Source organism: Mycolicibacterium sp. HS_4_1 (genome assembly GCF_054515875.1).
In genome coordinates this window covers 4,163,753-4,188,727 of the sequence record NZ_CM137261.1, presented here as the reverse complement: position 1 = coordinate 4,188,727, position 24,975 = coordinate 4,163,753, and the positions used below count along the sequence as shown (strand labels likewise).

The following is a 24,975-nucleotide window of genomic DNA, read 5'->3' as shown; positions in this document are numbered from 1 at the left end:
CTTCGGCGCACTTACTGACCACGCCAACACACTCAGGGATGACCAAACAACGCGATTCCAATTTATAGCCACTGCACGCGAAGCAAGAGTTAAGGCGATCGATCCTTCGGAACGCCGCAAGGCGAGGGGTCGTCCAGCATTCGCCACGACAAATGAGACAAATGAATTGTCCAACCTCAATCCCACACGACCGGAGACCCCACACGATGCGTCGACCATTCGAAGACGGTTACTTCACGATGCCCGACGGCCACGAACAGCCGCGGTTGATTGGTTCCTACAGCCAAACCGCAGACAAGTACTTCTTTCCACGTCGGCGCCGCTGTCCGCTGACGGCAGGGGCTGTGGAGGATGTCCTGCTGTCGCCAACCGGTGAGCTGTACGCCTGGACCTTCGTAGAGTCGGCGTGGATGGGGAAAACGCGTTTCAGCTCCACCGGCGACGGCCACGGTGTCGGCCAGATTGAACTGCCTGAAGGCGTCCGTGTGCAGTCCATCCTGCGGGGCGGAATGGGTGACTGGGAGATCGGGATGCCCATGCAACTCGAGGTGTATCCCCTCGTCACCGAAGCCGACGGCACCGAGTTGTGTTCGTTCCGATTCGGCCCGGCGGGACAGGAGACACCCCAGTGATGGCTCGCGATGTTTATGTGATCGGCGTCGGGATGGTGCCGTTCGGCCAGCCGGACGCCAATGCCGCTGACCTGGGCTTTGAGGCGGCGGTAAACGCGCTCGAAGATGCAGGTATCGGCTTCGAAGCCGTGGGCTATCTGTACAACGGGTACATCAGCGCCGGTCTGCTCACTGGTGTCACACTCGCCAAGGATCTCGGTCTCACCGGCATCCCCATCTCTCACGTGGAGAATGCTTCGGCAACCGGATCGTGCGCCTTCCACGAGGCGGTCCAGGTGGTGGCGGGGGGTAGCGTCGATGTTGCGATGGCGCTGGGTTTCGACGACCTCAACCGAGCTGCGCCGGCTATCGGGGGCGACAAGCCGGGTATTGGCCAAGTGATTCTTCCGGCCGCGTTCTTCGCCATGTGGGCGACGCGGCGGATGTACGACGTGGGTACGACGGTCGAGACCTATGCCGCCATCGCCGCAAAGAACTGGAATCACGCTCGCCTCAATCCATATGCGCAGCGGCGGGCTGATCATGAGGTCACCGTGGAAGAGATTCTCGCTTCACGCATGATCTCCTACCCACACACCTCAAAGATGGCCTGTGCCGCTGGCTCAGGAGCTGCGGCCGCCATCGTCGCAACCCGAGAGGTGGCAGAGCGACTGGCCGGTTCACGTCCCCTGATTCGGGTGGTCGCCAGTCAGCAGCAGTCCGAGCAGTACGTCGACGGCCACATCTTCATGGGCGCGGTCGTCGGTCCGGGTGAACTCACCCAGACCACGGCCAAGGCCGCCTATGAGGAGGCCGGCGTAGGGCCGGCTGACCTTGATCTCGCCCACGTGCACGACGCTTTCCCGATCGAGGAACTGATGTACTACGAGCTTCTGGGTGTGTGTGAGGCAGGGGAGGGGGACAAACTCGTCGCCGAGGGGGCGACAAGTTTGGGTGGTCGGATCCCGTTCTCCACCGACGGCGGGCTAATCGGTCGCGGACACCCCGGTGGTCCGACCGGCCTGGCTCAGATCTGGGATGTGACGCGGCAGCTCCGGGCCGAGGCGGGGCCGCTGCAGGTCGAACGAGCCCGCACCGGGCTCGCTCACATGATGGGTGCTGGCGCGGTCTGCGTAATTCACATTCTGCAGTCCACCGCGTAGCCGGCGGCTCGGTAGCGCAGACCTTCGAGTTGGAGGGCCACACCATGCTTGCGACTAACACCGCAAGCTTCGCAGCGGGGACGGGAGCGCAGATGGAGCCGCCGCGGCAATCCGTTCAGCGCGTTTCCCACTGGAATGTGGCTCGCGTTCGATCGCTCAGGTAGCCGCGAGGGTATACGGGCGTTCGGTCGGGTGAAGTCTGTCGTCGCTGATCGGACCACCCGCATGAATGGTGCTGTCTTTGTTCGACGACGTTAGAGAACCCGCCCCGCGGGGCAACGAAATGAAAGGAATTGGCATGGATGGTTTTAGCTACGACGGGAAGGTCGCCATCGTCACCGGGGCTGGAAACGGCGTCGGTAAAGAGCATGCGATGTTGCTGGCATCACGCGGCGCGCGCGTCGTCGTGAACGATGTCGGCGGCAGCGTCGCCGGTGTGGGTGCCGACTTGACCCCCGCGGAGGCCGTCGTGAAGGAGATCGAAGCAGCCGGCGGTGTCGCGGTCGCCGACGGTCACAGCGTGGCGACCCAAGAAGGCGGGGTGGCAATCGTACAGACTGCGATCGACGCCTTTGGGCGAGTCGACATTCTCGTCAACAACGCCGGCATCTTGCGAGACAAGTCATTCCATCATCTGACGCCAGAGTTGCTCGACCCGGTGATAGACGTCCACCTCTACGGCACCATATGGGTGACGCAACCCGCGTTCACGAGAATGCGTGATCAAGGCTACGGGAGGATCGTCAACACCTCGTCGGCCGCCGGCATCTTCGGCAATTTCGGTCATGCAAACTACGGGGCCGCGAAAATGGGGATCGTCGGCTTCACGCGTGTGCTTGCACAGGAGGGCGCGAAGTACAACATCAAGGTTAACGCGATCGCACCGATGGCGCGCACGCGGATGACCGAGGAACTTCTGGGGCCGGTCGCAGAGAAGCTCGATCCTGCACTTGTCGCCCCGGTTGTGGCCTATCTATGCCATGAGTCGTGTGATCTCACGTCGAGGATCTTCTCCGTTGGGGGCGGGCGAGTAGCGGAGATTTTCATTGGTGTGACGAAGGGGTTCGCATCGCCGACGCTCGATATCGAAGCAGTCCACGACAACCTCGAGGCGATCTGCGACCGAGACGGCTACATCACTCCGACGCAGGCTAATGACGAGATCGGCTTCGTAATGAAGGCGCTCGGCTGACGATGAACGCACGACGAGAAGGGGCTACCTCATGGCAGTGATCGATTTGCTGAGCCGGGCCGCCGAGCTCCAACCGGACAAGCCCGCCGTCATCGCCGATGACGGCGCAGTGACCTTCCGAGAACTCGATCTCGCCAGCAGTCGGGTCGCCCACCGATTGCACGCCGTCGGTGTTAGCCGCGGTCAGAAAGTGGCCATGCTTCTCGCGAACGACCAGGCCATGCATTTCAACGCCGCGTACTGGGGAATCCACAAACTAGGTGCCGTGCCGGTGCCGCTCAATACCAGGTGGGCTGCGCCGGAGAAACAGTATGTGCTCGAGCACAGCGACGCCGTGGCGGTGATCAGCGGACCCGCCCACCGTGACGTCCTAGTCCCACTCGCCGCAGGGCGAGAGGTCGAGCTCGGCGGTCGTCCCGGCCGCTTCAAGCTCCAACATTTCTTCGTGACGGGCGGCGAAGCACTGGACGGCCTTCATCCCCTCGGCGACGTGACGGGTGAGGGGTCGACGGACGTGCCTGCCCTCGAACCTCCCCCTGGGGCCGATGACCCGGCAGACCTCCTCTACACATCCGGTACGACGGGGATGCCCAAGGGCGTGTTGGTGCCCGAGGGCAATCTCGCAGATGAGCCCGGACAGGCGAATCTCAGTGCGCTTCTTGGTGCGCTCTTCGGCGACAGCCTGCTCCACGCCGTTCCCCTGTTTGGCTTTACGGGCTGCCACGGACTGATGCTCCTCAGCGTTCGTGCAGGCATCACGCAGATCGTGCTGCCCCGCTTTGATCCGGAACAGTTGCTCGCTTCGATCGAAAAACACCGAGCGACGTCGATCATGGGGGTGCCCACCATGCTGAACTTGGCTATGAAACACCCCAAGGTGAAGGATCACGACTACAGCTCGCTTCAGTTCGTCTTCTTCGGAGCAGCACCGATTCAACCCGACACGGTGCGCAAGATGTTGGAGATCTGGCCGACAGTGAAGATGCTGAACGGCTACAGCCTCACCGAGGCAGGTGCCGGTGCGGCCTGCATGCTCGGTCCCGACCCGCAAGACATACTTGCCCGTCCGGGTTCCGTCGGCCGACCTCTGGGTTGCGAGGTCGTCGTGGCCGACGATGACGGTAACCCGCTCCCGCAAGGTGAGGTGGGCGAGATCTGCTTCAGGTCGGAGACCCCGCGGCGCAGCTACTACAAGGGTGAGCAGACCACCACAGAGCTTTGGCGCGGCAACGTGCTGCACACCGGTGACGTCGGGTATGTCGCTGAGGACGGCTACGTCTATCTGACCGACCGCAAGAAGGACATGGTCTTACGCGGCGGCTACAACATCTTCGCTATCGAGGTCGAGCGCGTGCTGCTTGAGATGCCCGAGGTCCTGGAAGCCGCCGTCATTGCGGTGCCACACCCCGACCTGGGTGAGGATATTCTAGCGGTCATCGTGCCCCAGGCGGGGTTCGGTGGCGAAGATGATGTCAGCGCCGAACGGGTCAACCAGTTCTGCCGGCAGCACCTCGCTGATTACAAGTGCCCACGCCACGTTGTTGTCGTGGACGAACTGCCGAAGAATGCGATGGCCAAGGTAATGAAGGCCGAACTCCGACAACGCTTCCGTGAGTACGTGCTCGACCGACGGTGAATCGCCGCAGACCGGACAGGTGATTCGTCTTAACTTCAGTAGTCTCTTGACAGAGCGGCGGCAATCGGCGTGGCGTTGTCCCCATAAGCCCTGGGTGCAGCCAGACAGCGAAGCCGGCCGGCGATCAAGCAAGGCGTGGAACTGGGCCACTTGAAGCATCGGGGCTGTGACGTGATCAGAAATTTCACCAGAATCGGTCACCCGATAGAACACTGCGTAATCCATTGCACAGCAACGGGATTGACCTAGATGTAGTTCCCATACAGGTTGTGAACGGCGTGGTGAGCGCAGATAGGTGAGGACCTCCGGTATCGGTGTGGTTACCACACGAGGTTGTCCCGAGTTCCGTGGAACTGCGGCTGCGGCCCGGTGAGCGTCAGGCTGCGCTCAGCTTGTCATTGTGCACGACGGGTCCGACAGTTTCGGCGAACTGATGCTCACGAGCGGTGCGCAGTGCCGCGAGGTGCAGGTGGCCATTGACGCGGCGGAACCGCTTGCCGGCTGGCAACGGCCATGTAGAAGTCTTCGTTTTTGGCCGGGGAAAGTCCCCACTCAGTTGCGGTGATTGGCTAACTTTTTAGGGTCCCGTTCCTGTGGTCGGCGTGGCGCATCCGGTAGGACTGGCCGGAGGTGATGACGATGCTGGCGTGGTGCAGCAGGCGGTCCAGGATGCTGGCTGCGGTGGTGTGTTTTGGGCAGGAAGCGGCCCCGCTGCTCCCACGGCCAATGTGAGGCGACGGCCAGCGAACGGCGTTCATAGCCGGCGGCTACGATTCTGAACAACAGTTTGGTGCCGGTGTCATCGAGCGGGGCGAATCTGATCTCGTCGAGGATGTGTCAGCGGTCATGTAATTCCTCCAGGTGTGGGCGTGAGAGATGGCCGCATCGCTAGGGATCGACCGGAAAACGATCCGTAAATACACCGCCCCGGCGATCGCTGAGGGCATCAAACCGGGCGGGCCACCGCTATTGTTGACGACGCCTGAAAACTGACCCCCTATCGACGCTACGGGGTCAATTTTCGACCGTCGTTGACAGCTATCGATGGAGCAGTGGGCAGTCAAAGCGGCGCAATGGTTTCCGGCACTTCAAGATCCGACCGCCCGCGCAGTTACGTGGCCGGCAATCGCCGGGCACGCCGAGCAGATTATGGACTGGCTGGCCGCTGAGGTGACGGTGGCCAGGATCGCCCAACGGCTGCGTGACGAGCATGACGTGGCCGCGTCGGAGTCGTCGGTGCGGCGTTGGGTCGCAGCATATTTCGCAGAGGAAGCGGCACGACAGAAGGTGACGGTGCCGCGTGGTCCGGTGGATCCGGGTAGCGAAGCGCAGACCGATTACGGCAAGCTCGGGATGTGGCTCGATCCGGGCAGCGGCCGGCGGGTGGCGGTATGGGCGTTCGTGATGGTGCTGTCTTGTTCGCGGCATCTGTTCCTGAAACCGGTGCTCAAGATGGACCAAAAATCATGGTGCGCATCGCATTTGGCGGCATTTGAGTTCTTCGGCGGGGTCCCGGCCCGGTTGGTGATCGACAATCTCAAGACCGGGGTCGACAAGCCCGATCTCTACGACCCGAAGCTCAACGGCACCTACGCCGAACTGGCGGCGCATTACGGCACGCTGATCGATCCGGCACGGGCCAGCAAGCCCAACAACAAACCCCGGGTCGAACGCCCCATGCAGTACGTGCGCGTCTTTCTGGCGGGGAAGGGAATTCACCAGCATCACGGCGATGTAAGCCGAAGCGATCCGGTGGAGTCTGCAGGTCGCCGGAATGCGGAACTCGTGGGCTCTCGATGGTGGGCAGCCGGTGCGGGTATTCGAAGCCTCGAAGCAGGTGAGCTGGCACCGCTACCGGCGGCGCCGTTCACGCTATCGGTATGGTCCATTGGGGTGGTGGGCTCGGACACCCACATGAAAATCGGCAAAGCCCCTGTATTCGGTGCCATGTCGGCTGATCGGGCAACGGCGGCACGCCCGCACCAGCGGCGACATCGTGCAAATCTTCCGTGACCAGAACGTCGTGGCCACCCACGTGCTGCACCTGTCGAGGCGGGCAACCAACCTGGAGCACTACCCTCCGGAGAAGATCGCCTTCCACCTGCAAGGCCCGACCTGGTGCCGCAAGATCGCCGCCGAAGTCGGCCCGGCCTGCGAACTGGTGATCGGTGAGTTGTTGTCACCCAATGCGATCCACCGCCTGCGCGCCGCTCAGGGGACACCGCGGCTCCGCGAAAAGCACGGCATGGACCGTCTGGAAGCTGCCTGCGCCCGCGCCATCGACGCTGGCGATCCCGACTTATCGCACCGTGAAAGGGATCCTGTTCGCCGGCACCGACACCGATGACCCGATCAGCACCACCAGTGGCCGCAAGATCGCGGCGGTCCCGGCGTTCCTGCGCGGCCCCGACGAGTTCGGTGATTGCGGCGCCGCCTGAAAGCTGCTGCCCACCATACACTTTCCCAACGCACCTTTTAGGAATCATGATGTCTATCAGTGACCCCGCGCTGCGTAACGTGCTGCGCACCCTCAAACTCACCGGCATGCTCGACACCCTCGACGCCCGCCTGGCCCAAACCCGCGAGGGAGAGCTCGGGCACCTGGAATTCCTGCAAGTGCTCTGCGAAGACGAGATCGCCCGCCGTGAAACCAACGCTCTCGCAAGGAGAATCCGCCGCGCGCGCTTCGAGGAACAAGCGACCTTCGAAGACTTCGACTTCGCCGCCAGCCCGAAACTCCCGTCCGCGATGATCCGCGACCTGGCAGCCGTGCGCTGGCTCGACGCCAGCGAATCCGTGATTCTGTATGGCCCGGTCGGGGTGGGAAAACCCATGTGGCACAGGCACTCGGGCGTGCAGTCGCCCGCCGCGGCGGTGACATCCGGTTCGCCAAAACCAGCCGGGTGCTGGCCGATCTGGCTGGCGGTTACGCAGACCGGTCCTGGGGCAAAAGGATACGCGAGTACACCAAACCCCACGTCCTGATCATCGACGGTTTCGCGATGCGTGAGCACACCGCCCTGCACGCCGACAATCTCTATGAGCTCATCAGCGACCGAGCGATCAACGGCAAGCCGTTGATCCTGACCTCCAACCGCGCCCCGAAAGACTGGTACCCGCTGTTTCCCAACCCCGTGGTCGCCGAAAGTCTGCTCGACCGGCTGATCAACACCAGCCACCAGGTCCTCATGGACGGCCCGTCTTTCCGACCCCGGAAACGACCGGCCGCCCCAACAGCCGACCCAAGTTCAGGCCCGCGCTACCCTCAACACCGAGGCCCGCCCTGGAGGAATTCCGTGACGGCAGGCCGGGGAATTGCGTGACGGACGACATTCGTCCGTCGTTGACACCTGCAATCAGCAGCCTACGAACTCGTCGTGGAAGGCGAGTCCTACTGGCAACGCCAGAAACCCGGAAAGTCAAAACCGGTCCCTCCGACTTCGTCGGATTGACCGGCAACCATCGCATCGGTCACCATCGACACACGGCCTGAAATCGGAACAACCCGGTCCCATGCGAATGGCAAACCAGTGGTCCCATCACCCTGGTAGGCTACAACCAGGTCCCGCGCGGTCGCCAGCTCATCCGGTGTGGGTGAGCTGGCCATGGACACATCATCGTGGGTATCAGCTGCAGAGGACACAGCCTTCATCGTTTCGGTCACTGTGGACACTTCCCGCCAAGCTCACGCTCGGCGTGTTGGGCCATTTACACCGAATTCCGCAACTCCCGCCTGATCCACTTCGCGAGCCCAACGCCGTAGTTGCGCCGCCCACGCCGAAAAAGCTGGTGCTGATCCGCCAATAGGATCTTAGAGTAGGCACGGTCGCGGATAGCCTAGTCGACCTGTAGACGAATGTAGCTCTCAAGTTTCGTCCGAGATGTGTAGTCGCTGTTCACAATCTCCAAGACACCATCGCGCAGCGGGTAGATCAATTGCTCGACGATCGTTTCCAACGGCCACTACGTGGATTCGACGTATTGATAGACGGTCGGTTTGCTCACCCCTGCTTCTACTGCAATATTGCCGATCGTCGCGTCTCCGTACCCTTTGCGTTCACAAGCTTTCGCGGCCGCATCGACAATCGCCTGCGCGCTCGTTGCCCGTTGCCTTGCCATATACACCTCCCTGATTCTTTGGAATCCTATCCACATGGGCCGCTGGGAAGTACTTGACGCGGCACTGGGAGGCCAGGGCGGTTCATCAACGCCGACGATGCCGTAGCTGGCCAGCGTGCTTTTCGCCGAGTTCACAGGCAAGTGGCCAACCACACCCTGGTCCGCCGGTTCTGGGCAGTCCGCTTCTCCGCGATTCGCGGCCAGCGGGCCCTCTGCTGTCACCTGCTCTGTGGCGGCAGCAGCATCGCCTTCCAGTCGTTCGCCGGCTTCACAGTCTGGCTCACGCTGATTGCCGAGTAGACCTTACCGTCAGGACCGGTGAAGTTTCCCGTGCCAGGGTCGTATTCGACAACCGACAGCGGCGGCGGTGTCGATGGCGGCGTGTTAGGCACCGGCGGTGCGCCCGCAGGGAACTGCGGAATGCCCTGGCCGGTCAGGGTGGCGTTCGGGTCGCCCTTCCAGTTGTTCCCATCGTTGAGCGGCACATACCGCTCGTCGCTCTCGCACATCCACGCGGTCGGAGCTCGCTTACCGGGCTTCGTCTCGCACGGGATGTTGCGCGCGCCGCGGACCGCCATGGGCGAGTCCTGCGGAATACGACAGTACAACGCGCCTCGCGGCGGGTCCGGGTAGTCCTCAAGTGCAGGCGAGCGTCGCTGCTGCGCAGGCAAATAACCGGTTGTGCAGGGCGGCGGTAGGTTGATGTTGAGATTGAAGTCCAGGGTAGCACCCCGGTACGCCTGTTTGGTGTTGTGGTTGGCGACGGTGACAGAGTAAAAGTTCTGGACAGTCATCGGCACAGCGACTAAGAGCTGTTCGATACCGGCCTGGTAGAGCACCGCCACCTTCCCCAAGCTCACCAGATTCGCCAACAAGATCGGCACGGTCGGCCGCACCCGCTTGAATAATTGGCGAGCTTGGTCGGTGGCCGAAGGACCCGTTGTCAACAACCCGGCGACGTCCGCGTCACGGTTCCGCAACTGAGCGGTTATCTCGGCCAAGTGCGCGGACCATGCCTGAATTGCGTCGGCGGTGCCAGCTTGGGAATCTAAAACCGGCTGGGCCTGGTCGATCAACGAGGTGAGCGAATCCAGCTGGGCGTTGGCGTCGATGGCGAGTGCGGTGGAACCGCGCACGATCCGTGAAATCTCCGGTCCCAAGCCGCCAACAGCGGTGTAGGACTCATCGACGACGGTCTTGAGGTTGTCGCGCGGAATAGCCTGCAGGCCCCGGTTGGTGGCATCGACAAGCCCATTGATGTCGGGCGGGACGGTGCTGCGGTCTAGGACGACGGTGTCGCCGTTCTTCAGGGGCGGTGAGGTGCCGTTGCGTGGAGACAGTGCGACAAACTGCTCTCCGACCGCCGACACGCTGTGCACGTCCGCGTCGAGATCCGAGGGGATCGCGACGTCGGATCGAAGCGACAAGACCGCCGCAACACCCTTGTCTGTGAGATGCACCGCGGTAACGCGGCCCACTTCCGTACCGCGGTACGAGACGTTGGCACCGCCATAGATGCCACCCGCTCGCGGCAGTTCAACGGTCACCGTGTACTCGCCTACACCAAACAGTGTTGCCGGCAGCCGGATGAATCCGAAGATCATGACAGCACCGGCGACCAGGGCCACCACCATGAAGATTGCAAGCTGAAGCTTGACACGTCTGTTCAGTCGCACGTCACGGCCCCTGGTCGGTTCGGTAGGGCGCTACAAGCGGATTGGCAGCAGTGCACGGGCTTGGCTTCTGGCCGATGGTGCGGCCCCACTGCAGCTCGAGTTGGGTTAGCTGGCACTCGAACCGGGTGCCGGTGAACAGCGATGAATCGAGGCGGCTGAGAGTGAGGTCGATAACCGCCGTCAAGTTGGCGAAATCACCTCGCCACCATTTCTGGAGCGTTTCCTTGGCCCACGGGGGAGCGAGGAAGAAGCTGAATGATCGCGTCAGTGCGGAGCCGGCGTTGGCCAGGGACTCCAACACCGGGCCGATGTCGTTGAGTTCTTTGACCAAATTCTCTTTGGTGTTATTGACGGCGTCGGTAGTCACTGCGCTGAATTTGCCAAACGCATCGAGTGCGTCGGCAAGATTCGTGCGCTGTTCGTTGAGCACCGCCAGCGCATCGGGGATCGTCACGAGGGCGCGGTCCACGACCGGCTTCTGCTCGGCGAACTGGCCGGTGAGGCGGTTGAGGCTCTCAGTGGCCATGATGATATCGTTCTTCTGGGTGCTTACCTGCGTCGCGAACCGGTCGAGTTGCTCGACCAGGCTGCGCAGGTCCTTCTCGCGCCCGGCGAAGGCCGTGCTGAACGCCCGGGTGATCTCTTCAATTCTGCCGATGCCGCCACCGTTGAGCAACAACGAAACGGCCGCCAGCGTCTGCTCGGTGGTGGGGTAGGTCGCGCTCGACGACAGCGGGATCAGCGATCCGTTGTGCAGCCGGCCCTGCGGGGCGGCATCTGTCGGCGCGGCCACCTCGACGTGCGTCGAGCCCAGCAGACTCGTCTGCCCGATGGTGGCGATCGCATTCGCGGGCAGGGTCACGTCACCATTGAGTCGCATCGTGATCAGGGCGTGCCAGCCCTGCAGCTCCACCTTCGTGACAGTGCCCACGTTGACATCGCCGATCCGAACACGGGAGTTCGGCTGAATCGTCGTCACGTCCGCGAGCTCTGCCTGAACTACGTACGAGCCGGGTCCGCCCCCCTCGGTGCCCGGCATCGGCAGCGAATTCAGGCCCTGCCAGCCGCAGCTCGACAGCACAGCCGCCAGCGCAAGAGCCAGCAGGATCGCGGGTAGACGCATCGCCGTCACGATCCTCCCCCCGGCGGCAACATCAGGCCGGGCAGACCGGCGGCCGGGTCGGTGGGCACAGCCGTGGGAGCGGGTGCAGGCAAAGACTCCTGACCGTTCGGCAGCGGAACTTCGGCGGGCAGCGGGCCTACCGGGGGCGCTGCCTCCGGCGCCGGCGCGGGCCGCGGTGGCACATAGTCGGGTCGCATCCAGTCCTCGCTATACGTCACTTCGTTGGGGCGGGCGGTTGTTCCGTCGAAGAGGTTCTCTCCGATCGGCGGGAAGTTGTACTGCCGGTTCTTCAAGATCGGCGCCAGATACTGCGCGCACAGCTTCGCCGACTGCTCCCCGTTCTCACGTGAGGCGGCCTCAATGGCCGAGCAGAGGAACTGGATCGGATTAGCGAAATTGTTGATCGCCAGGGCACCTGAGAGAGTCCCCTGCGCGGGCTGGTAGATGTTGTTGAGATTCTGGATCGTATTCGGCGCAGTGTGCAGGAGTTCTTTGATGTCGCCGAGGGAGTCGACCAGGGCCTGGGACACTGATGCGAGCTTGTCAGAGGTGGTGCCGATGGCCTCCCGGTTGTCGGCAACGAAATCCGTGACATCGCGAGCAGCGGTGTTGAGATTCTGGACGGCGCGCCCCACCTCATCGGGGTCGTTAGCCAGCGTGGCGGTTACCGCGGCGAGGTTTACATTCAACTGGGCCAACAAATCGCTGCTCGATTGCAGAGCGGACACAAGCGCATTTAGGTTCTTGACGGTCGAGAAGATGTCGTTGCTGTGGTCTCCGAGTATGGCGAAGGCTTGCGAGATTTTGATGACTGTCTCGCGGATTTTGGCACCCTGACCACGGAGATTGGCCGCGGCCGTGTTGACGAATGCACCTAGCGTGCTGACTCCACCGGGTTGGGTGGGTTGTAGGGCCTTTGTCAGCTTCTCGAGCTGGTCGCGCAGTTCGTCCCACTCCACCGGCACGGCGGTGCGGTTCTGGGGGATTACGGCACCGCCACTCATCGCGGGTCCGCTGGTGTAAACAGGCGTCAACTGGATCGCACGCGCTGTGACTAGGCGTGGGGCAAGAATCACCGCCTTCGCGTCAGCGGGAACTTTGTACGCGCCGTTGATCCAGAACGAGATCTTCGCGCGCTGCGGCTGAGGTTCGATCCGGTCGATCTCGCCTACCGGGACGCCGAGGATGCGCACCTCGTCCCCGACGAAGATGCCGTTGCTGTTGTCGAAGTAGGCAACCATGTGCGTCCGATTCGTCACACCCCACAGCGGACGGACGACAACAGCGACAGCGGCGACCAGGATGAGCAACAGCCCGACGGCGAGGATCGCTCGGCTCTTGCGGCTCACGGTGCCGGCTCCTCTGCCGGAGCTTGGCTGACGACCGTCTTCGGCGCGGGCGGCGTCCACACCGGGCCGGGCGTCGCCTCACTCGGAGGTCCTGGCGGCGGCCCGCCCGGCGGCGGCGCCGGCAAGGGCTCCCGGTACGGATACCGGTGATCGCCCGGATTTCCGGTGATCGAATCAGGGAGCGTCAAGTGTGGCTCGCCGCCCTGACCGGTGCGGGGGTACGGGAGCGGCAGCGGCGGGGTGGCGCGTTGCCCGGTCTGTGGGTCGCTCAACTTGCTGGGCGGCAACACGTTCGGGTCGAGACCGAGATCGGAGAAAGCGGCGTCAATGAATGGTTGCACGAACTGCCCGGGTAGTAGGTTGACGATGTAGGCCATGAAGAACGGGCCCGAAGCAAGGCACTCACCCAAGCTCAGCAGATAGCCCGGGAGCTCTTTCAGTGCTTGCTGCACTTGTTTTTTCCGATTGTCGATGATCGTGAGAACACCGTTGAGCTTATCCAGGGCCGGCCGCAGCGATTGCCGGTTCTCCGCGATGAACCCCGAAAGCTGTCCGGCGGCCGCCGAAATGTTCGCGGAGAGCTGATCGAGGGCAGCGCTCTGCGTTCGTAACTCGGCTAGCAGTGTGTCGGTGTTGGCGATCAGGCCCACTATCTGGTCGGTGCGCTCGGCGAGCACCGTGGTCGCCTTATTGGCGTTAGCCAGCAGGCCGCGTAGTTGGGTGTCGCGATCATTGAGGGTTTGGGAGAACCGGGCCACCCCGTCGATGGCGAGCTTGAGATCTGGTGGAGTATCGGAGAACGTGTGGGCCAGCGTGGCCAGTGACTTCGACACCTGGTCTGTGTCCAACCCGCTGACCGTGGTGGCCAAGTCACCGAGAGCGTCGGGCAGTTCGTAGGCCGGCGTGGTGCGGTCCAGCGGGATCGGCTCGGACAGTTGGCCGTCACCCCTCGACGTGAGGGTCAGGATCTTGGCGCCGAGCAGACTCTTGGTCTTGATCGCCGCCTCGGTCCGCTCGCCCAGGCGAATATTCTTGTCCACCGTGAAAGTGACCCGCACGCGGGGTCCGTCGAGTTCGATGGCAGAAACCTTGCCCGCCTTCAGTCCCGATACCTGCACAGCCTCGCCCTGCCGCAGGCCCCCGGCCTCGGCGAAGTACGCCGAGTACTGCCTGCCCTGGTCGAAGAAGGGCAGCTTGTCGTACTGCAGGGCAGCGAGGATGAGGCCCACGGTCAGTGCGATGCCGATTCCACCGGTGACCACAGGGTTGCGTTGAGCGAAAGGTTTCATCGAGGAGCGCACCGTCCCGAGGTCTGACCAGCCAGCTTTACGAACACCGGTTGACCTCCCTTGCCGTTGAGCTTGACCAGAATTTCGCACAAGTAAAAGCTGAAGAACCCGCCGTACAGCCCCTGACGTCGAAGCATGCGGTACGAATCTGGCAGGGTCTTGAGCAGATCATCGACATATTGGTGATCGGCCACCACGTTGCCGGCCGTGCGGTCGAGGTTGGTGACGACCTTATGAATCGGCGGCCGAGCAGCCCCTAGCAGATCTGCGACTGCCGCCGCAGCGGCGTTGGTGTGTGCAACCGCGCTGCTGATGTCGCTCTTACGCTCAGCGAGCAGCTGAATCAGCTGCGCGAGCGAGTCGATCGCCTTGCCGAACTGGTCGCTGCGCTGTGCAAGTGACCCCAGCACCGTATTCAGGTTGGTGATCACCTCACCGATCAGCTGACCGCGGTCTGCCAGTGTGGCGGTGGCGTCTGCCGTATGAGCGAGAAACGAGTTCACCGTTGTGCCCTCGCCCTGAAACGCTGCGATCAGCTGACCGCTCAGAGCGTTGACCTGGTCGGGGTTCAGCGCCCTGAACAACGGTCTGAACCCGCCGATCAGCGCATCCAGGTCGAGCGCGGGCCGGGTCTGCCCAGTGGCGATGGTCTGCCCTGGCGCCAACCGCTTCACACCCCCGGCACCCTCCTCGAGGGCAAGGTAGCGTCCGCCTATCACGTCGGCCCAGCGGATCGCGGCAATGGTGCCATCAGTCAGCACAGCGGACTTGGCTGCCGAGAACTCCACTAGCACGAGTGCGTTCGGTTCGATGGAGATCTTGCTGACCTTGCCGACCTCTACGCCCGCGATCCGCACGAAGTCACCTTCTTCCAGCCCGCCCACATCAGTGAACTCGGCCTTGAAGAGCTGCTCGTCGCCAAATCGCAGTTGCGCGAACACGGCCAGCAGGCCGAAGGTGCCCAGTGCACACACGACCACGAAGATCGCGAGGCGCCGGGTCGCTCCTGCTAGGTTTTCTTTCATAGCTGCATTCCTCAGCGTCTGGTCGGGCGGTCAGGGTGACGGGGGCGGAGCCGGCGGAACTCCCGGATACAGCGGCGCGCCGTCCGGGCTGTACTGGGGCGCTCCGTATGGTGGTGCTCCCGGGTACGGCACCGGGCCGATCGCCGGTGGCCCGTCACCCCGCACGGATGGCGGTTTGGGCACCGCCTGAGTGCCAGGGAAGAAGTTGATCAACCCCGGATGGCCGACGCCTGGATTCGGCCGCACATCGAGACCGGTACCCCACCCGGTGTTGGTAACCAGATAGCGCACTGGGTAGTTCTTGTTGGGGTCGGGCAGCGAACCGCAGCCTGGCTTTCCGCCAGGGCCGCCCTTGGCCGCGACGATCGGCAGGTTTTCGGGGTACCTGTAGAGATCGTCACCCAGGTCCAAACCCACATCCAAAATGATCGAATGGCCGTTGCCGCCGCCGTACACGTAGTACCCGCCGTTCTCGGACGTGATCAGATTCCTGGTGGCCACCAGGGTGCAGGTGTACTCAGGGTTGTACTTCAGCAGCAAAGCTGTGGTGGGGGCCGCGATGTTGATCGCATTAACCAGGTTGTCCCTGTTCGGCGCCAACACGTCGACACCCGCATTCGCGAAACCGATCGTGTTGAGCAGCAAGGCGTTCAGGTCCGAGGCGTGGTTTGTGATCGTCGTGCTCGTCACGCTGGCCGCATCGATTGTGGCCAGTATGTCGTGAGCGGCCGCACGGTAGGCGTCGCTGAAACCCGCCAGCGAGCGCCAATCCTGCGCCAAGGTGTCCATTCTCGGGTTGACCGCCGTTAACACGCTGTTGGCTGCGGTGGTGGCTTCTCCGATGCGCCGGCCTTGACCGCGCACCCCGTCGGCCAGCGCGCTCAACGTCGCGTTGAGCTTCGAGACGTCGACCTGCTTCAGCACGCCGACGAGACTCTGGAACACCGTGTTGACTTCAGTGCTGACGTTGCGTGATCGCAGCACCGCCCCCTCTGTCAGGTGTTGGGCGCTCGGATCACTCGGCGCAATCAGTTCGACGTACTTCGCGCCGAACACGGTCGTCGCTTTGATCTCGGCCTCGACGTTGGCGGGGATGAACTGCATCTGGGTGGGGAAGAGGTCCAAATTCATGCTTACCGGTCCGGCACCGCCGCTGATCGAGGCCACCCGACCGACCTCGACGCCGCGCATTTTGACTTTTGCCCCTCGCTCCATCACCAACCCTGAGCGGTCCGACACCAACGTCACCGTCTCGAAAGACTTGAAGGACCCCGCGAAGAAACCCAAGCACACCACCACTGACGTCACGATGGCAGCCACCAGAATCAGCGTCCACCACGCCGGGTGAATGCTGCGTTCCCCTGATCGAAAGTCCATGAGCGGAGCTCCTTAACCGGCCAGGTGGAAGTTGCCGGCCTGACCGTAGATGGCCAGCGACACGAACACGATCACCATCGCGGCGCTGATCAACGACGCACGCATCGCCCGTCCCACTGCCTCACCAACGCCTGCCGGCCCGCCGGCGGCTGTAAATCCGTAGTACGTATGTACGAGCATGACCACGATCGCCATCGCGATCGCCAGGAAGAACGACCAAATGAGGTCGGTTGGGCTCAGGAACGTATTGAAGTAGTGGTCGTACACACCGGTCGACTGGCCGTACACGAAGGTAGTGCCGAAGCGCGCAGCGAAGAAAGACATCAGTACCGCTACGCAGTAAAGCGGGATTAGCACAATCACCCCTGCCACCAAACGGCTGGAACCCAGGTATGCGATCGACCGGATACCGATTACCTCGAGTGCGTCGATCTCCTCGTTGATCCGCATCGCGCCCAGCTGCGCCGTTGCACCGGCACCGATGGTGGCGGCCAACCCTATGGCGGCGGTCAGAGGCGCGATGAGCCGGACATTCAGATATGCCGATGCGAAGCCGGTGAACGCCTCGACGCCGAAATCAGCGAACTGGTTGTAACCCTGCACCGCCACCAGCGCTCCAGTTGACAGGGTGAGGAATCCGACGATCGAGATCGTGCCGCCGATGATTGCCAAGGCCCCAGTCCCCAGTCCCATCTGGGCGACCAACCTCACCGTCTCGGCCCGGTAGCGCACCAGCGCGTCACCGGTGGACGCGAGCGTACTGAAGTAGAAATGGGCCTGGCCACCCATTTGGTTCCAACGGTCGACGACGCCCCGCACCGTCCGGCTCAGCCTAGACAAACGTCTGCTGGGAACACTAGCGGTCATCATTTAGCCTTCACGCCGACGGCGGTGGCAACCACGTTGATAAGAAACAGCGCTACGAACGAGAACACCACGGTTTCGTTCACCGCATTGCCGACCCCCGCAGGCCCACCCTGGACGGTGGTGCCCTTGTAGCAGGCGATCAACCCGGCCGACAAGCCGAATAGCGCGGCTTTGATCAGGGCGACTATCACGTCGGACAGTCCGGTCACCAATGTCAGACCGGCGACAAACGCCCCCGGCGTAACGTGCTGAACAAACACCGAGAACCCGAAGCCCCCAGCGAGTCCAACCAACACCACGACCGATGACAGCAGCAGCGCGACGACCATGGCCGCCAGCACGCGCGGCACCACGAGGGTCTTTATTGGATCAACGCCCATGACCCTCAGCGCGTCGAGTTCCTCACGGATGGTGCGGGCACCCAGATCCGCGCACATCGCCGTCGCGCCGGCGCCGGCGACCACCAGCACCGTCACGATCGGACCGATCTGGGTGACTGTCCCGAGGGCAGCACCGGTGCCCGAGAAATCTGCGGCGCCGAACTCCACCAGCAGCACGTTGAATGTGAAGACCAACAGCACTGTGAACGGGATCGACAGCATCACAGTCGGCACGACCGATACCCGTGCAACGAACCACGCCTGCAGCAAGAACTCTCGCCAGGCAAAGGGCGGCCGCACCATTGCCACCAGAGTATCCAGGGTCATCGCGAAGAAGCCCCCGAGCGCACCAACGGGTTTCAGAACTACGTCAGACCGCATAACTCCCCAACTTCTCGGTAAAAGCAGCAAGCTCGCGACTCACCCGTAGAGACCCGGGCCTGGAAGTAATGCAAATGGGAGCGTGACCATCCGCGCTGGCAATCAAACCCTCTTCACGGCCCCTACTAAAGCCGAACTCGAATGTTACTTCAGATTCACAGTCGGGAGCGTACGGCACGTCGAGCGAGAGGACAAGAGGAGCCAGCGGGAGTTTGCGGGATTCGGTGTAAATGGCCCAACACGCCGAGCGTGAGCTTGGTGGGAAGGGTCCACAGTGACCGAGACGATGAGGGCTGTGTCCTCTGCAGCTGATACTCACGATGATGTGTCCATGGCCAGCTCACCCGCACCGGATGAGCTGGCGACCGCGCGGGAGCTGGTGCGCCTGTTGCAGGCCTGCGGGGTGTCGTTCGCCGATACCGCCGACGGGGTGCTTCGGGCGTTGACCAAGACGGTGGTCGAGACTGCGCTGGAAGAACTGGCCGTTCACCTGGGCTATGACAAGCACGACCCGGCTGGCCGAAACGGTGCCAACTCCCGTAACGGTACGCGCACCAAGACGGTGCTCACTGACACCGTCGGCCAGATCGACATTGAATCGCAACGGGAAATGTGGAGGCTCCTGACCTTGGAAACGAGGATGGAGTCATGCCGAGTGAACAGTCACCAGGGAAGCCGACCACACGTAGGTACAGCTGGGAGGAGAACGCCGCTGCGGTCCGGACGGTCCGCACGTTGGGGGCGGGCGGAGCTGGGTACCGAACATGGGACGGTGTATCGGGTCGCCCGTCAGCTCGGCTACGGGGTGGAGTCGGTGCGTTCGTGGGTGCGCCAAGCTGACATCGACGACGGGTACGAGCCTGGCGTGACGACCACGGAGTCGGCGCGGGTCAAGGAACTCGCGCAGGAGATCCGAGAACTCAAGCGCGCCAACGAGATTCTGAAGCGAGTGGCGTGTCGGGTTGGGCATCACCGGCGGCCCATAGCGGTGGCGCAGGTTGACGGGTGGTGTGGTGTTGGTCTCAATTTCGATCAGCCTATCCCGTCCGAGATGAACAATGATTAACATCACCCACATGGGAGTTCTGAGGCCGGTATCCCCAGTGTCGTTTCTCGCTGATCTCTTAGCGGCCGCGGGATGGGTTCGGCGATTCGTAAATAGTTATGCGTGGTTAACTTTCCCAGAACGACGAGGACTTCGGACCGATCGACGACAGGACCCCAGACAAGCCACGCGAGCATCTGAGTGCCCCACGAAGGAAGACTGATGAATCACTACAAGTCACCATTGCGAGATCTCGAGTTCAATCTGCTTGAAGTGCTGCGCCTGCCCGAGGTTTGCGGCGCCGAGTTCAACGGCTTGGACCAAGCGACGATTCGCGAGTTGCTCTCCGAAGCGGGTCGGCTATGCGAAGGTGCGCTGTCCGCTTCGTTCGCCAGTGCCGATCGCAATCCTCCAGTTTTCGATCCCGCCACACACAGTGTGACGCTGCCTGCTCCGTTCAAGGAATCCGTGCGCGCGCTGCTCGATGGGGGGTGGGACAAGGTCGGCATCGAGGAGGAACTCGGGGGTCTGCCGATGCCCAAGGCTCTCGCCTGGGCGCTGCGGGAAATGCTTGTTGGAGCGAACCCCGCCGCGTTCTTCTATGCGGGTGGCGGCGGTTCTGCCAGCATCGTCTACAAACTCGGGACCGTTGGGCAGAAGAGGTGGGCTGTCATCGCCGCCGAGCGCGGGTGGGGCTCGACCATGGTGCTGACCGAACCGGACGCCGGCTCGGATGTTGGCGCCGGGCGTACGAGAGCTGTTGAACAAGAGGACGGCTCATGGCACATCGAGGGAGTGAAGCGGTTCATCACATCTGCGGACGCAGATGATCTATTCGAGAACATCTTTCATCTGGTGCTGGCTCGCCCTGGGGGCGCTGGACCTGGCACCAAGGGTCTGTCCCTGTTCTTCGTTCCGAAGTTCCTGTTCAACTTCGAGACTGGCGAACTCGGCGAGCGCAATGGCGTTTTCGTTACCAATGTCGAGCACAAGATGGGCATTAGGGCCTCTGCGACGTGTGAGCTGACCTTCGGCCAGCACGACGTCGCGGCCAAGGGCTGGCTGGTTGGCGAGGTACATGAGGGCATCGCGCAGATGTTCGACGTTATCGAGTATGCCCGCATGATGGTCGGCACAAAGGCCATCGCAACCCTGTCGACCGGTTACCTGAACGCCCTGGAGTACGCGAAGTCGCGCGTGCAGGGAGCTGACTTGACCCAGATGGCTAACAAGGCCGCGCCAAGGGTAACCATCACCCACCATCCTGATGTGCGTCGCAGCCTGATGACCCAGAAGGCTTACGCAGAAGGACTGCGCGCGCTGTACATGTACACCGCGACCTACCAGGACGCGGTCATGGCCAAAGCAATGCACGAAATCGACGACGACCTGGCTGTCAAGGTCAACGACCTTCTGCTGCCTATAGTCAAGGGTGTCGGCTCGGAGCAGGCTTACGCCAAGCTCACGGAGAGCCTGCAGACCTTCGGTGGTTCCGGCTTCCTGCAGGACTACCCGATTGAGCAATACATCCGTGACGCCAAGATCGACTCGCTCTACGAGGGCACTACGGCAATCCAGGCGCAGGACTTCTTCTTCCGCAAGATCGTCCGCGACAAGGGTGCGGCACTGGCACATGTTTTCGGTCAGATCGAGAAGTTCATCAACGACGACTCCGGCAATGGTCGCCTCAAAGCCGAGAGAGCGCTGCTGTCGACTGCGCTCGCAGACGTGCAAGCGATGACGGCGACACTGACCGGCTACTTGATGGATGCGCAGGAAGACGTTTCGAGCATTTACAAGGTTGGCCTGGGGTCGGTGCGGTTCCTGATGTGTGTCGGCGACTTGATGCTCGGGTGGTTGCTGCAGCGACACGCAGCTGTGGCGTTGAAGGCGCTGGATGCCGGGTGCAGCGACACTGATCGCACCTATTACGAGGGGAAGATCGCCGTGGCTTCGTTTTTCGCGAAGAACTTCCTGCCGCTGCTCACCAGCACTCGCCAGGTGATCGACACCATGGACAACGACGTCATGGAACTCGACGAAGCAGCGTTCTGATGATGCACTCGCCGCAACCTAAGGTGTGTCTTTCATCAGACGCAAACGCTGACTATCGGAGATGGGACTGCCCCGGGGCTAACGCCAAGCCCGCTGGCGGAGCGGCGATTTCGAAGCAGCTTGCTCAAACTGTTTCGGAACTGTCCTGCCGCTGGCAATTGCCATTGCCGGACCGTCGGCATGGATGGGTCGCCACACAGTGGGGTGAGGCAGACAATGGGTTTGAACAGGATTGAGGTGCCATGGATTTCGTGCTGAGCCCGGAGCAGAACGACTTTCGACAGAGCGTCCGGCAGTTCGTGGAAAAACTGTCGCCGTTGTCAAAGGTCCGACAGGTTGTCGCAACTGCGCCGGGATACGACAGCGACCTCTGGTCTCGCATGAGCCGGGAACTCGGGTTGCCGAGCCTGCTGATCCCGGAAGAGTACGACGGGGCCGGAGCAACGATGATCGAGGTGGCCATCGCAATGGAGGAGCTCGGACGCGGCGTCGTACCGTGCCCGCTGTTCGCGACCGTTGCGTTGGGAGTCGTTCCGATTCTGATCGGGGCGAGTGAAGAGCGGAAGAAGGAACTGCTCCCGGAAATCGCGGCTGGCACTCGTACGGCGACGACCGCCGTCAACGAACCGGGTAACGCCGCCAGCTTCGGTGGCGTGTGCATGCGTGCGATGGAAGACGGCGGAGCGGTCACTCTGACCGGATCCAAGAACCAGGTGATCGATGGGCACGCTGCGGATACGTTGCTCGTGCTTGCACTGCCACCTGGGGACTCCGTTGAACCAGAGTTGTATCTCGTCGACGGCGATGCTGCGGGTCTGACTCGGACCCGCGTCGACACGCTTGACATCACCAGGCCGATGGCCACGCTGGTGTTCGAAGCGGTTAAGGCGGTGCCCTTGTCCGACGCGAACGGTGCTGCAGGCGCACGCCAAGCGTTCGATGTGGCGCGGACCTTGCTTGCGGCGGAGATCGTTGGCGGCATCGAAGGTGCGCTGTCGATGTCGGTCGAGTACGCAAAGATACGCCATCAGTTCAATCGACCCATCGGCTCCTTCCAGTCGATCAAGCATCGATGTGCCGAGATGGCAATCGATTTGGACAGCGCACGGGCGATCACCCTCTACGCGGCCTACCTGGCGGCGGCGGAGGACAGGCCTGAACTCGCTAAAGCGGCTCCGATGGCGCTGGCGACCGCCATTGCCGGATTTGATCTCGCCGCGTCGTCGAATGTGCAGATTCACGGCGGGATCGGGTTCACCTGGGAGCACGACGCGCACTTGTACTACCGGCGTGCGAAAGCCGACAGCGTGCTGCTTGGGTCAATACGTGATCAGTGGCTCGATGTCGCCGACCGCATCGGAATCTAAGTGCTCCCGCACTTGGGTTGACGCCATGACTGAAGAAGGGACAACGACCCGACCATGGATCTAACTTATCCCCCAGCAGCTGAATCGTTTAGGACGCGGGTACGCAGCTTCATCGCCGCCAATGTGCCTGCCGACTTCGCCGGAATCGGGGCGCTGAATCAAACCGAGCGCGAGGAGTTCATCCGCAAGTGGCGGAAGATTCTTGCAGACGAGGGACTACTCGCAGTGTCATGGCCAGAGCAGTATGGCGGCGCCGGTCTGAGTCCGGTCGAGCAGGTCGTCCTGGCTGAGGAGTTCGCACGCGCTGGAGTACCTACGGGAACCGAGAACGACATGTTCGGGATCCAATTGCTCGGCAATACGCTCGTCGTCTGCGGCACCGAGGAGCAGAAGGAGTGGTTCTTGCCGCGAGTTCTGTCCGGTGAGGACCTCTGGTGCCAGGGATTCTCCGAACCCGACGCCGGATCGGATCTTGCCAGTTTGCGGACCAGGGCGGTGCTTGACGACGGTGAGTGGGTGATCAACGGATCGAAGATTTGGACCTCCGCCGGTCATCTCGCAAACTGGATTTTCGTCTTGTGTCGGACGGACGTGGACGCCTCCAAACACAGGGGGATCTCCTTCCTCCTCGTACCGATGAATCAGCCGGGCGTCGAGGTTCGGCCCATCAAGAACATGGTCGGTCAGACGATGTTCAATGAAGTATTCTTCACTGACGCTCGGACCTCGGCGGGCAACATTGTGGGGGAGCTCAACGGCGGATGGTCGGTGGCGATGACCCTGCTCGGTTTCGAGCGCGGAACCAGCGTCACCACCGATGCAATCCGATTTCAAGCCGACGTCACTCGGCTCATTGACCTGGCGCGAGAGCGAGGCAAGACGAGCGACCCGCACATCCGTGAACAACTCGCGTGGTGCTGCAGCCGCGTCGAGATCATGCGCTGTCGTGGCTACCAAGCGTTGTCGCGCTTCTTGAAGGGTGAGTATCCCGGAGCCGAGGCGGCGATGACGAAGATAATCTGGAGTGAGTTCTTCCAACGTGAAACCGAACTTGCAATGGAGATACTCGGGTCGGACGTGCTCACGCCGTCTGGCACGGGAACAAATGGAGCCTTGATAACGGCGGACCTCGGTACGCCGAACGCGTCGCTCGCGTGGGTTGAGTCTGCGCTCGCCGCAAGGGCCGCAACGATTTACGCGGGTAGCTCTCAAGTGCAGCGAAATATTGTTGGGGAGAAACTGCTCGGTTTGCCCAAGGAGCCACGACTTGACTCTGGTCCGTTCCGCACCTTGGTCGGCGCCCGAGAAGGATAGTGAGGGCTGGCTGTACCTGTGCGCGGTTCGACGACGGGTGCTCGCGGCGGGTCCTGGGTTGGGCAGTCGAGGACCACATGCGCACCGATCTGGTGGAGTCCGCACCGTCGATGGCAGTGGCGCTGCGTGGGGCCTTGCCCGCGGTGGGCAAGTACGTGATGTCCGAGGTCCAGACCTTGTCGAGCTCACCGCGGTCGAATCGAGGGTTGACCAGGTCGTTGGGGCGGTGTGCGTCGAGGTCGACCACGGTGGTCACCGGGGTGAACTTCCGCGGGCTGATCCCGGCCAGGCGTTGGCGGCGCATCGAGGCCGCCACCGTCTTGCGGGAGATCACCTCCCCGTCTTCACGCAGATCGGCCAGGATGCGCGGTGCGCCGTACACCTGATCGGAGGCGTCGTGGAAACCCTTGACCTTGACGTCGATCGCCTCACGGCGCTGCTGGGCCGGCGTGGGCCCCGCCGCACGGGCTGTGCGCCACTTGTAGAAGCCCGACCGGGACACCTCCAACAGTCCAGTCATCCGCACGATCGTGAAGTTGGCCTTCTCCGCTTCGATGATCCGGTACATCTCTACCAGTTCTGTTCGGAGGCGAAGAAGGCTGCGTCCTTTTCAAAAACGCACGGTCCAAACGCAATTCGGCGTTCTCTGTGCGCAACCGTTCTCACTCTTTGCGTTCATCATCGTCGAGCACCTCGGGATTATCGGACGCCGAACGTGCTCTGGCGGTGGCGACCCACCGGCCGAGCAATTGATCTCCGACACCGATCTCTGCGGCTACGTCCGCAACGGGCCGACCGGTATCGACAAACCAGGCGCACGGCCTGCTCGCGATACTCCGGGGCGTACTTCTTGCGGTTTCCCGACACGGGAACATCCTCCCCGCAGGACCAGCAGTCCCGCGATCAGATGTCCACCATCAGGGGTCAACCCCAACACCCGGCCAAGGACCCCGCACTGTCACCCCCCGTCCCGAAACCCCACCATGCCAGGGGACTTACCCATCCT

16 protein-coding genes and 8 pseudogenes are annotated in these 24,975 nt (G+C 62.5%); 13 read left to right on the top strand and 11 right to left on the bottom strand.

Features of this window, described 5'->3' with window-relative positions; translation table 11 throughout:
- Window positions 1-206 precede the first annotated feature (206 nt).
- The 4 genes from ACX12F_RS20215 (at window position 207) to ACX12F_RS20200 (ending at window position 4,602) form a co-directional block, all read left to right on the top strand.
- Window positions 207-632 carry a Zn-ribbon domain-containing OB-fold protein gene (locus tag ACX12F_RS20215; RefSeq protein ID WP_061009849.1) on the top strand — a complete coding sequence of 142 codons (426 nt, stop codon included), beginning with the start codon at window positions 207-209 and terminating at the stop codon, window positions 630-632.
- Window positions 632-1,774, top strand: a complete 1,143-nt coding sequence (locus ACX12F_RS20210) for a thiolase family protein (RefSeq protein WP_110917514.1) — start codon at window positions 632-634, stop codon at window positions 1,772-1,774. Before ACX12F_RS20215 ends, ACX12F_RS20210 begins: the two co-directional genes overlap by 1 nt.
- A 298-nt stretch (window positions 1,775-2,072) precedes the next feature.
- Window positions 2,073-2,966: an SDR family oxidoreductase gene (locus tag ACX12F_RS20205; RefSeq protein WP_459370435.1), complete on the top strand. Its 894-nt coding sequence runs from the start codon at window positions 2,073-2,075 to the stop codon at window positions 2,964-2,966.
- 31 nt (window positions 2,967-2,997) lie between these two features.
- Complete coding sequence (locus ACX12F_RS20200; protein WP_061001026.1) at window positions 2,998-4,602, top strand: class I adenylate-forming enzyme family protein; 1,605 nt, start codon at window positions 2,998-3,000, stop codon at window positions 4,600-4,602.
- A 569-nt stretch (window positions 4,603-5,171) separates the two neighbouring features.
- Here ACX12F_RS20200 and ACX12F_RS20195 read toward each other — a convergent pair.
- Window positions 5,172-5,436: pseudogene (locus ACX12F_RS20195) on the bottom strand (ATP-binding protein); the annotation flags it as partial.
- A gap of 42 nt (window positions 5,437-5,478) precedes the next feature.
- On the opposite strand from ACX12F_RS20195, the pseudogene istA reads away from it, so the two are divergent.
- The 3 pseudogenes from istA to ACX12F_RS20180 form a co-directional block, all read left to right on the top strand.
- Window positions 5,479-7,040: pseudogene (gene istA, locus ACX12F_RS20190) on the top strand (IS21 family transposase).
- A gap of 49 nt (window positions 7,041-7,089) precedes the next feature.
- Window positions 7,090-7,841 (top strand): annotated as a pseudogene (gene istB / locus ACX12F_RS20185) (IS21-like element helper ATPase IstB); the annotation flags it as partial.
- A gap of 111 nt (window positions 7,842-7,952) precedes the next feature.
- A pseudogene (locus ACX12F_RS20180) lies at window positions 7,953-8,054 on the top strand (ATP-binding protein); the annotation flags it as partial.
- Window positions 8,055-8,565: 511 nt separating this feature from the next.
- Here the strand turns inward: ACX12F_RS20180 and ACX12F_RS20175 are convergent.
- The 9 genes from ACX12F_RS20175 to ACX12F_RS20135 form a co-directional block, all read right to left on the bottom strand.
- Window positions 8,566-8,721, bottom strand: a complete 156-nt coding sequence (locus ACX12F_RS20175; RefSeq protein WP_162563878.1) for a TetR/AcrR family transcriptional regulator — start codon at window positions 8,719-8,721, stop codon at window positions 8,566-8,568.
- A gap of 218 nt (window positions 8,722-8,939) precedes the next feature.
- On the bottom strand, window positions 8,940-10,397 hold the full coding sequence (locus ACX12F_RS20170; RefSeq protein WP_260940852.1) for an MCE family protein: 1,458 nt from the start codon (window positions 10,395-10,397) through the stop codon (window positions 8,940-8,942).
- Window position 10,398: 1 nt separating this feature from the next.
- Entirely contained in the window at window positions 10,399-11,520 is a 1,122-nt protein-coding gene (locus tag ACX12F_RS20165; RefSeq protein ID WP_061010796.1) for an MCE family protein, read from the bottom strand.
- A 5-nt stretch (window positions 11,521-11,525) separates the two neighbouring features.
- Complete coding sequence (locus ACX12F_RS20160; protein WP_061010792.1) at window positions 11,526-12,869, bottom strand: MCE family protein; 1,344 nt, start codon at window positions 12,867-12,869, stop codon at window positions 11,526-11,528.
- Window positions 12,866-14,158, bottom strand: coding sequence for an MCE family protein (locus tag ACX12F_RS20155; RefSeq protein ID WP_061010789.1), 1,293 nt, complete (start codon window positions 14,156-14,158; stop codon window positions 12,866-12,868). Before ACX12F_RS20155 ends, ACX12F_RS20160 begins: the two co-directional genes overlap by 4 nt.
- On the bottom strand, window positions 14,155-15,183 hold the full coding sequence (locus tag ACX12F_RS20150; protein WP_061010787.1) for an MCE family protein: 1,029 nt from the start codon (window positions 15,181-15,183) through the stop codon (window positions 14,155-14,157). The genes ACX12F_RS20155 and ACX12F_RS20150 overlap by 4 nt, the downstream gene beginning before the upstream one ends.
- Before the next feature lie 30 nt (window positions 15,184-15,213).
- Window positions 15,214-16,560: an MCE family protein gene (locus tag ACX12F_RS20145; protein ID WP_061010785.1), complete on the bottom strand. Its 1,347-nt coding sequence runs from the start codon at window positions 16,558-16,560 to the stop codon at window positions 15,214-15,216.
- Window positions 16,561-16,572: 12 nt separating this feature from the next.
- The gene (locus ACX12F_RS20140; protein WP_061010783.1) at window positions 16,573-17,427 is read right to left on the bottom strand and encodes an ABC transporter permease; all 855 of its coding nucleotides are present in this window, start codon (window positions 17,425-17,427) and stop codon (window positions 16,573-16,575) included.
- The gene (locus ACX12F_RS20135) at window positions 17,427-18,188 is read right to left on the bottom strand and encodes an MlaE family ABC transporter permease (RefSeq protein ID WP_082762349.1); all 762 of its coding nucleotides are present in this window, start codon (window positions 18,186-18,188) and stop codon (window positions 17,427-17,429) included. Before ACX12F_RS20135 ends, ACX12F_RS20140 begins: the two co-directional genes overlap by 1 nt.
- Before the next feature lie 274 nt (window positions 18,189-18,462).
- Between ACX12F_RS20135 and ACX12F_RS20130 the strand changes: the two are divergent.
- From ACX12F_RS20130 to ACX12F_RS20105, 6 genes and pseudogenes are all read left to right on the top strand, one after another.
- Window positions 18,463-18,798, top strand: a pseudogene (locus ACX12F_RS20130) (transposase); the annotation flags it as partial.
- 38 nt (window positions 18,799-18,836) lie between these two features.
- Window positions 18,837-19,155 (top strand): annotated as a pseudogene (locus tag ACX12F_RS20125) (transposase); the annotation flags it as partial.
- Between the two features lie 300 nt (window positions 19,156-19,455).
- Entirely contained in the window at window positions 19,456-21,288 is a 1,833-nt protein-coding gene (locus ACX12F_RS20120) for an acyl-CoA dehydrogenase (RefSeq protein ID WP_061010673.1), read from the top strand.
- 242 nt (window positions 21,289-21,530) lie between these two features.
- Window positions 21,531-22,655, top strand: a complete 1,125-nt coding sequence (locus tag ACX12F_RS20115; RefSeq protein WP_061010674.1) for an acyl-CoA dehydrogenase family protein — start codon at window positions 21,531-21,533, stop codon at window positions 22,653-22,655.
- 54 nt (window positions 22,656-22,709) lie between these two features.
- Window positions 22,710-23,969, top strand: a complete 1,260-nt coding sequence (locus ACX12F_RS20110) for an acyl-CoA dehydrogenase family protein (protein ID WP_061010676.1) — start codon at window positions 22,710-22,712, stop codon at window positions 23,967-23,969.
- Window positions 23,968-24,109: pseudogene (locus tag ACX12F_RS20105) on the top strand (IS3 family transposase); the annotation flags it as partial. The gene ACX12F_RS20110 and the pseudogene ACX12F_RS20105, both read left to right, overlap by 2 nt.
- Before the next feature lie 182 nt (window positions 24,110-24,291).
- Here ACX12F_RS20105 and ACX12F_RS20100 read toward each other — a convergent pair.
- A pseudogene (locus tag ACX12F_RS20100) lies at window positions 24,292-24,489 on the bottom strand (IS3 family transposase); the annotation flags it as partial.
- Window positions 24,490-24,975: the final 486 nt, after the last annotated feature.

What these genes read in the sequence shown, in the direction of transcription:
- ACX12F_RS20215 (WP_061009849.1), top strand. Translation starts at nt 207, where the DNA reads ATGCGTCGACCATTCGAAGACGGTTACTTCACGATGCCCGACGGCCAC.
- ACX12F_RS20210 (WP_110917514.1), top strand. Translation starts at nt 632, where the DNA reads ATGGCTCGCGATGTTTATGTGATCGGCGTCGGGATGGTGCCGTTCGGC.
- ACX12F_RS20205 (WP_459370435.1), top strand. Translation starts at nt 2,073, where the DNA reads ATGGATGGTTTTAGCTACGACGGGAAGGTCGCCATCGTCACCGGGGCT.
- ACX12F_RS20200 (WP_061001026.1), top strand. Translation starts at nt 2,998, where the DNA reads ATGGCAGTGATCGATTTGCTGAGCCGGGCCGCCGAGCTCCAACCGGAC.
- ACX12F_RS20175 (WP_162563878.1), bottom strand. Translation starts at nt 8,721, where the DNA reads ATGGCAAGGCAACGGGCAACGAGCGCGCAGGCGATTGTCGATGCGGCC.
- ACX12F_RS20165 (WP_061010796.1), bottom strand. Translation starts at nt 11,520, where the DNA reads ATGCGTCTACCCGCGATCCTGCTGGCTCTTGCGCTGGCGGCTGTGCTG.
- ACX12F_RS20155 (WP_061010789.1), bottom strand. Translation starts at nt 14,158, where the DNA reads ATGAAACCTTTCGCTCAACGCAACCCTGTGGTCACCGGTGGAATCGGC.
- ACX12F_RS20150 (WP_061010787.1), bottom strand. Translation starts at nt 15,183, where the DNA reads ATGAAAGAAAACCTAGCAGGAGCGACCCGGCGCCTCGCGATCTTCGTG.
- ACX12F_RS20145 (WP_061010785.1), bottom strand. Translation starts at nt 16,560, where the DNA reads ATGGACTTTCGATCAGGGGAACGCAGCATTCACCCGGCGTGGTGGACG.
- ACX12F_RS20140 (WP_061010783.1), bottom strand. Translation starts at nt 17,427, where the DNA reads ATGACCGCTAGTGTTCCCAGCAGACGTTTGTCTAGGCTGAGCCGGACG.
- ACX12F_RS20135 (WP_082762349.1), bottom strand. Translation starts at nt 18,188, where the DNA reads ATGCGGTCTGACGTAGTTCTGAAACCCGTTGGTGCGCTCGGGGGCTTC.
- ACX12F_RS20120 (WP_061010673.1), top strand. Translation starts at nt 19,456, where the DNA reads ATGAATCACTACAAGTCACCATTGCGAGATCTCGAGTTCAATCTGCTT.
- ACX12F_RS20115 (WP_061010674.1), top strand. Translation starts at nt 21,531, where the DNA reads ATGGATTTCGTGCTGAGCCCGGAGCAGAACGACTTTCGACAGAGCGTC.
- ACX12F_RS20110 (WP_061010676.1), top strand. Translation starts at nt 22,710, where the DNA reads ATGGATCTAACTTATCCCCCAGCAGCTGAATCGTTTAGGACGCGGGTA.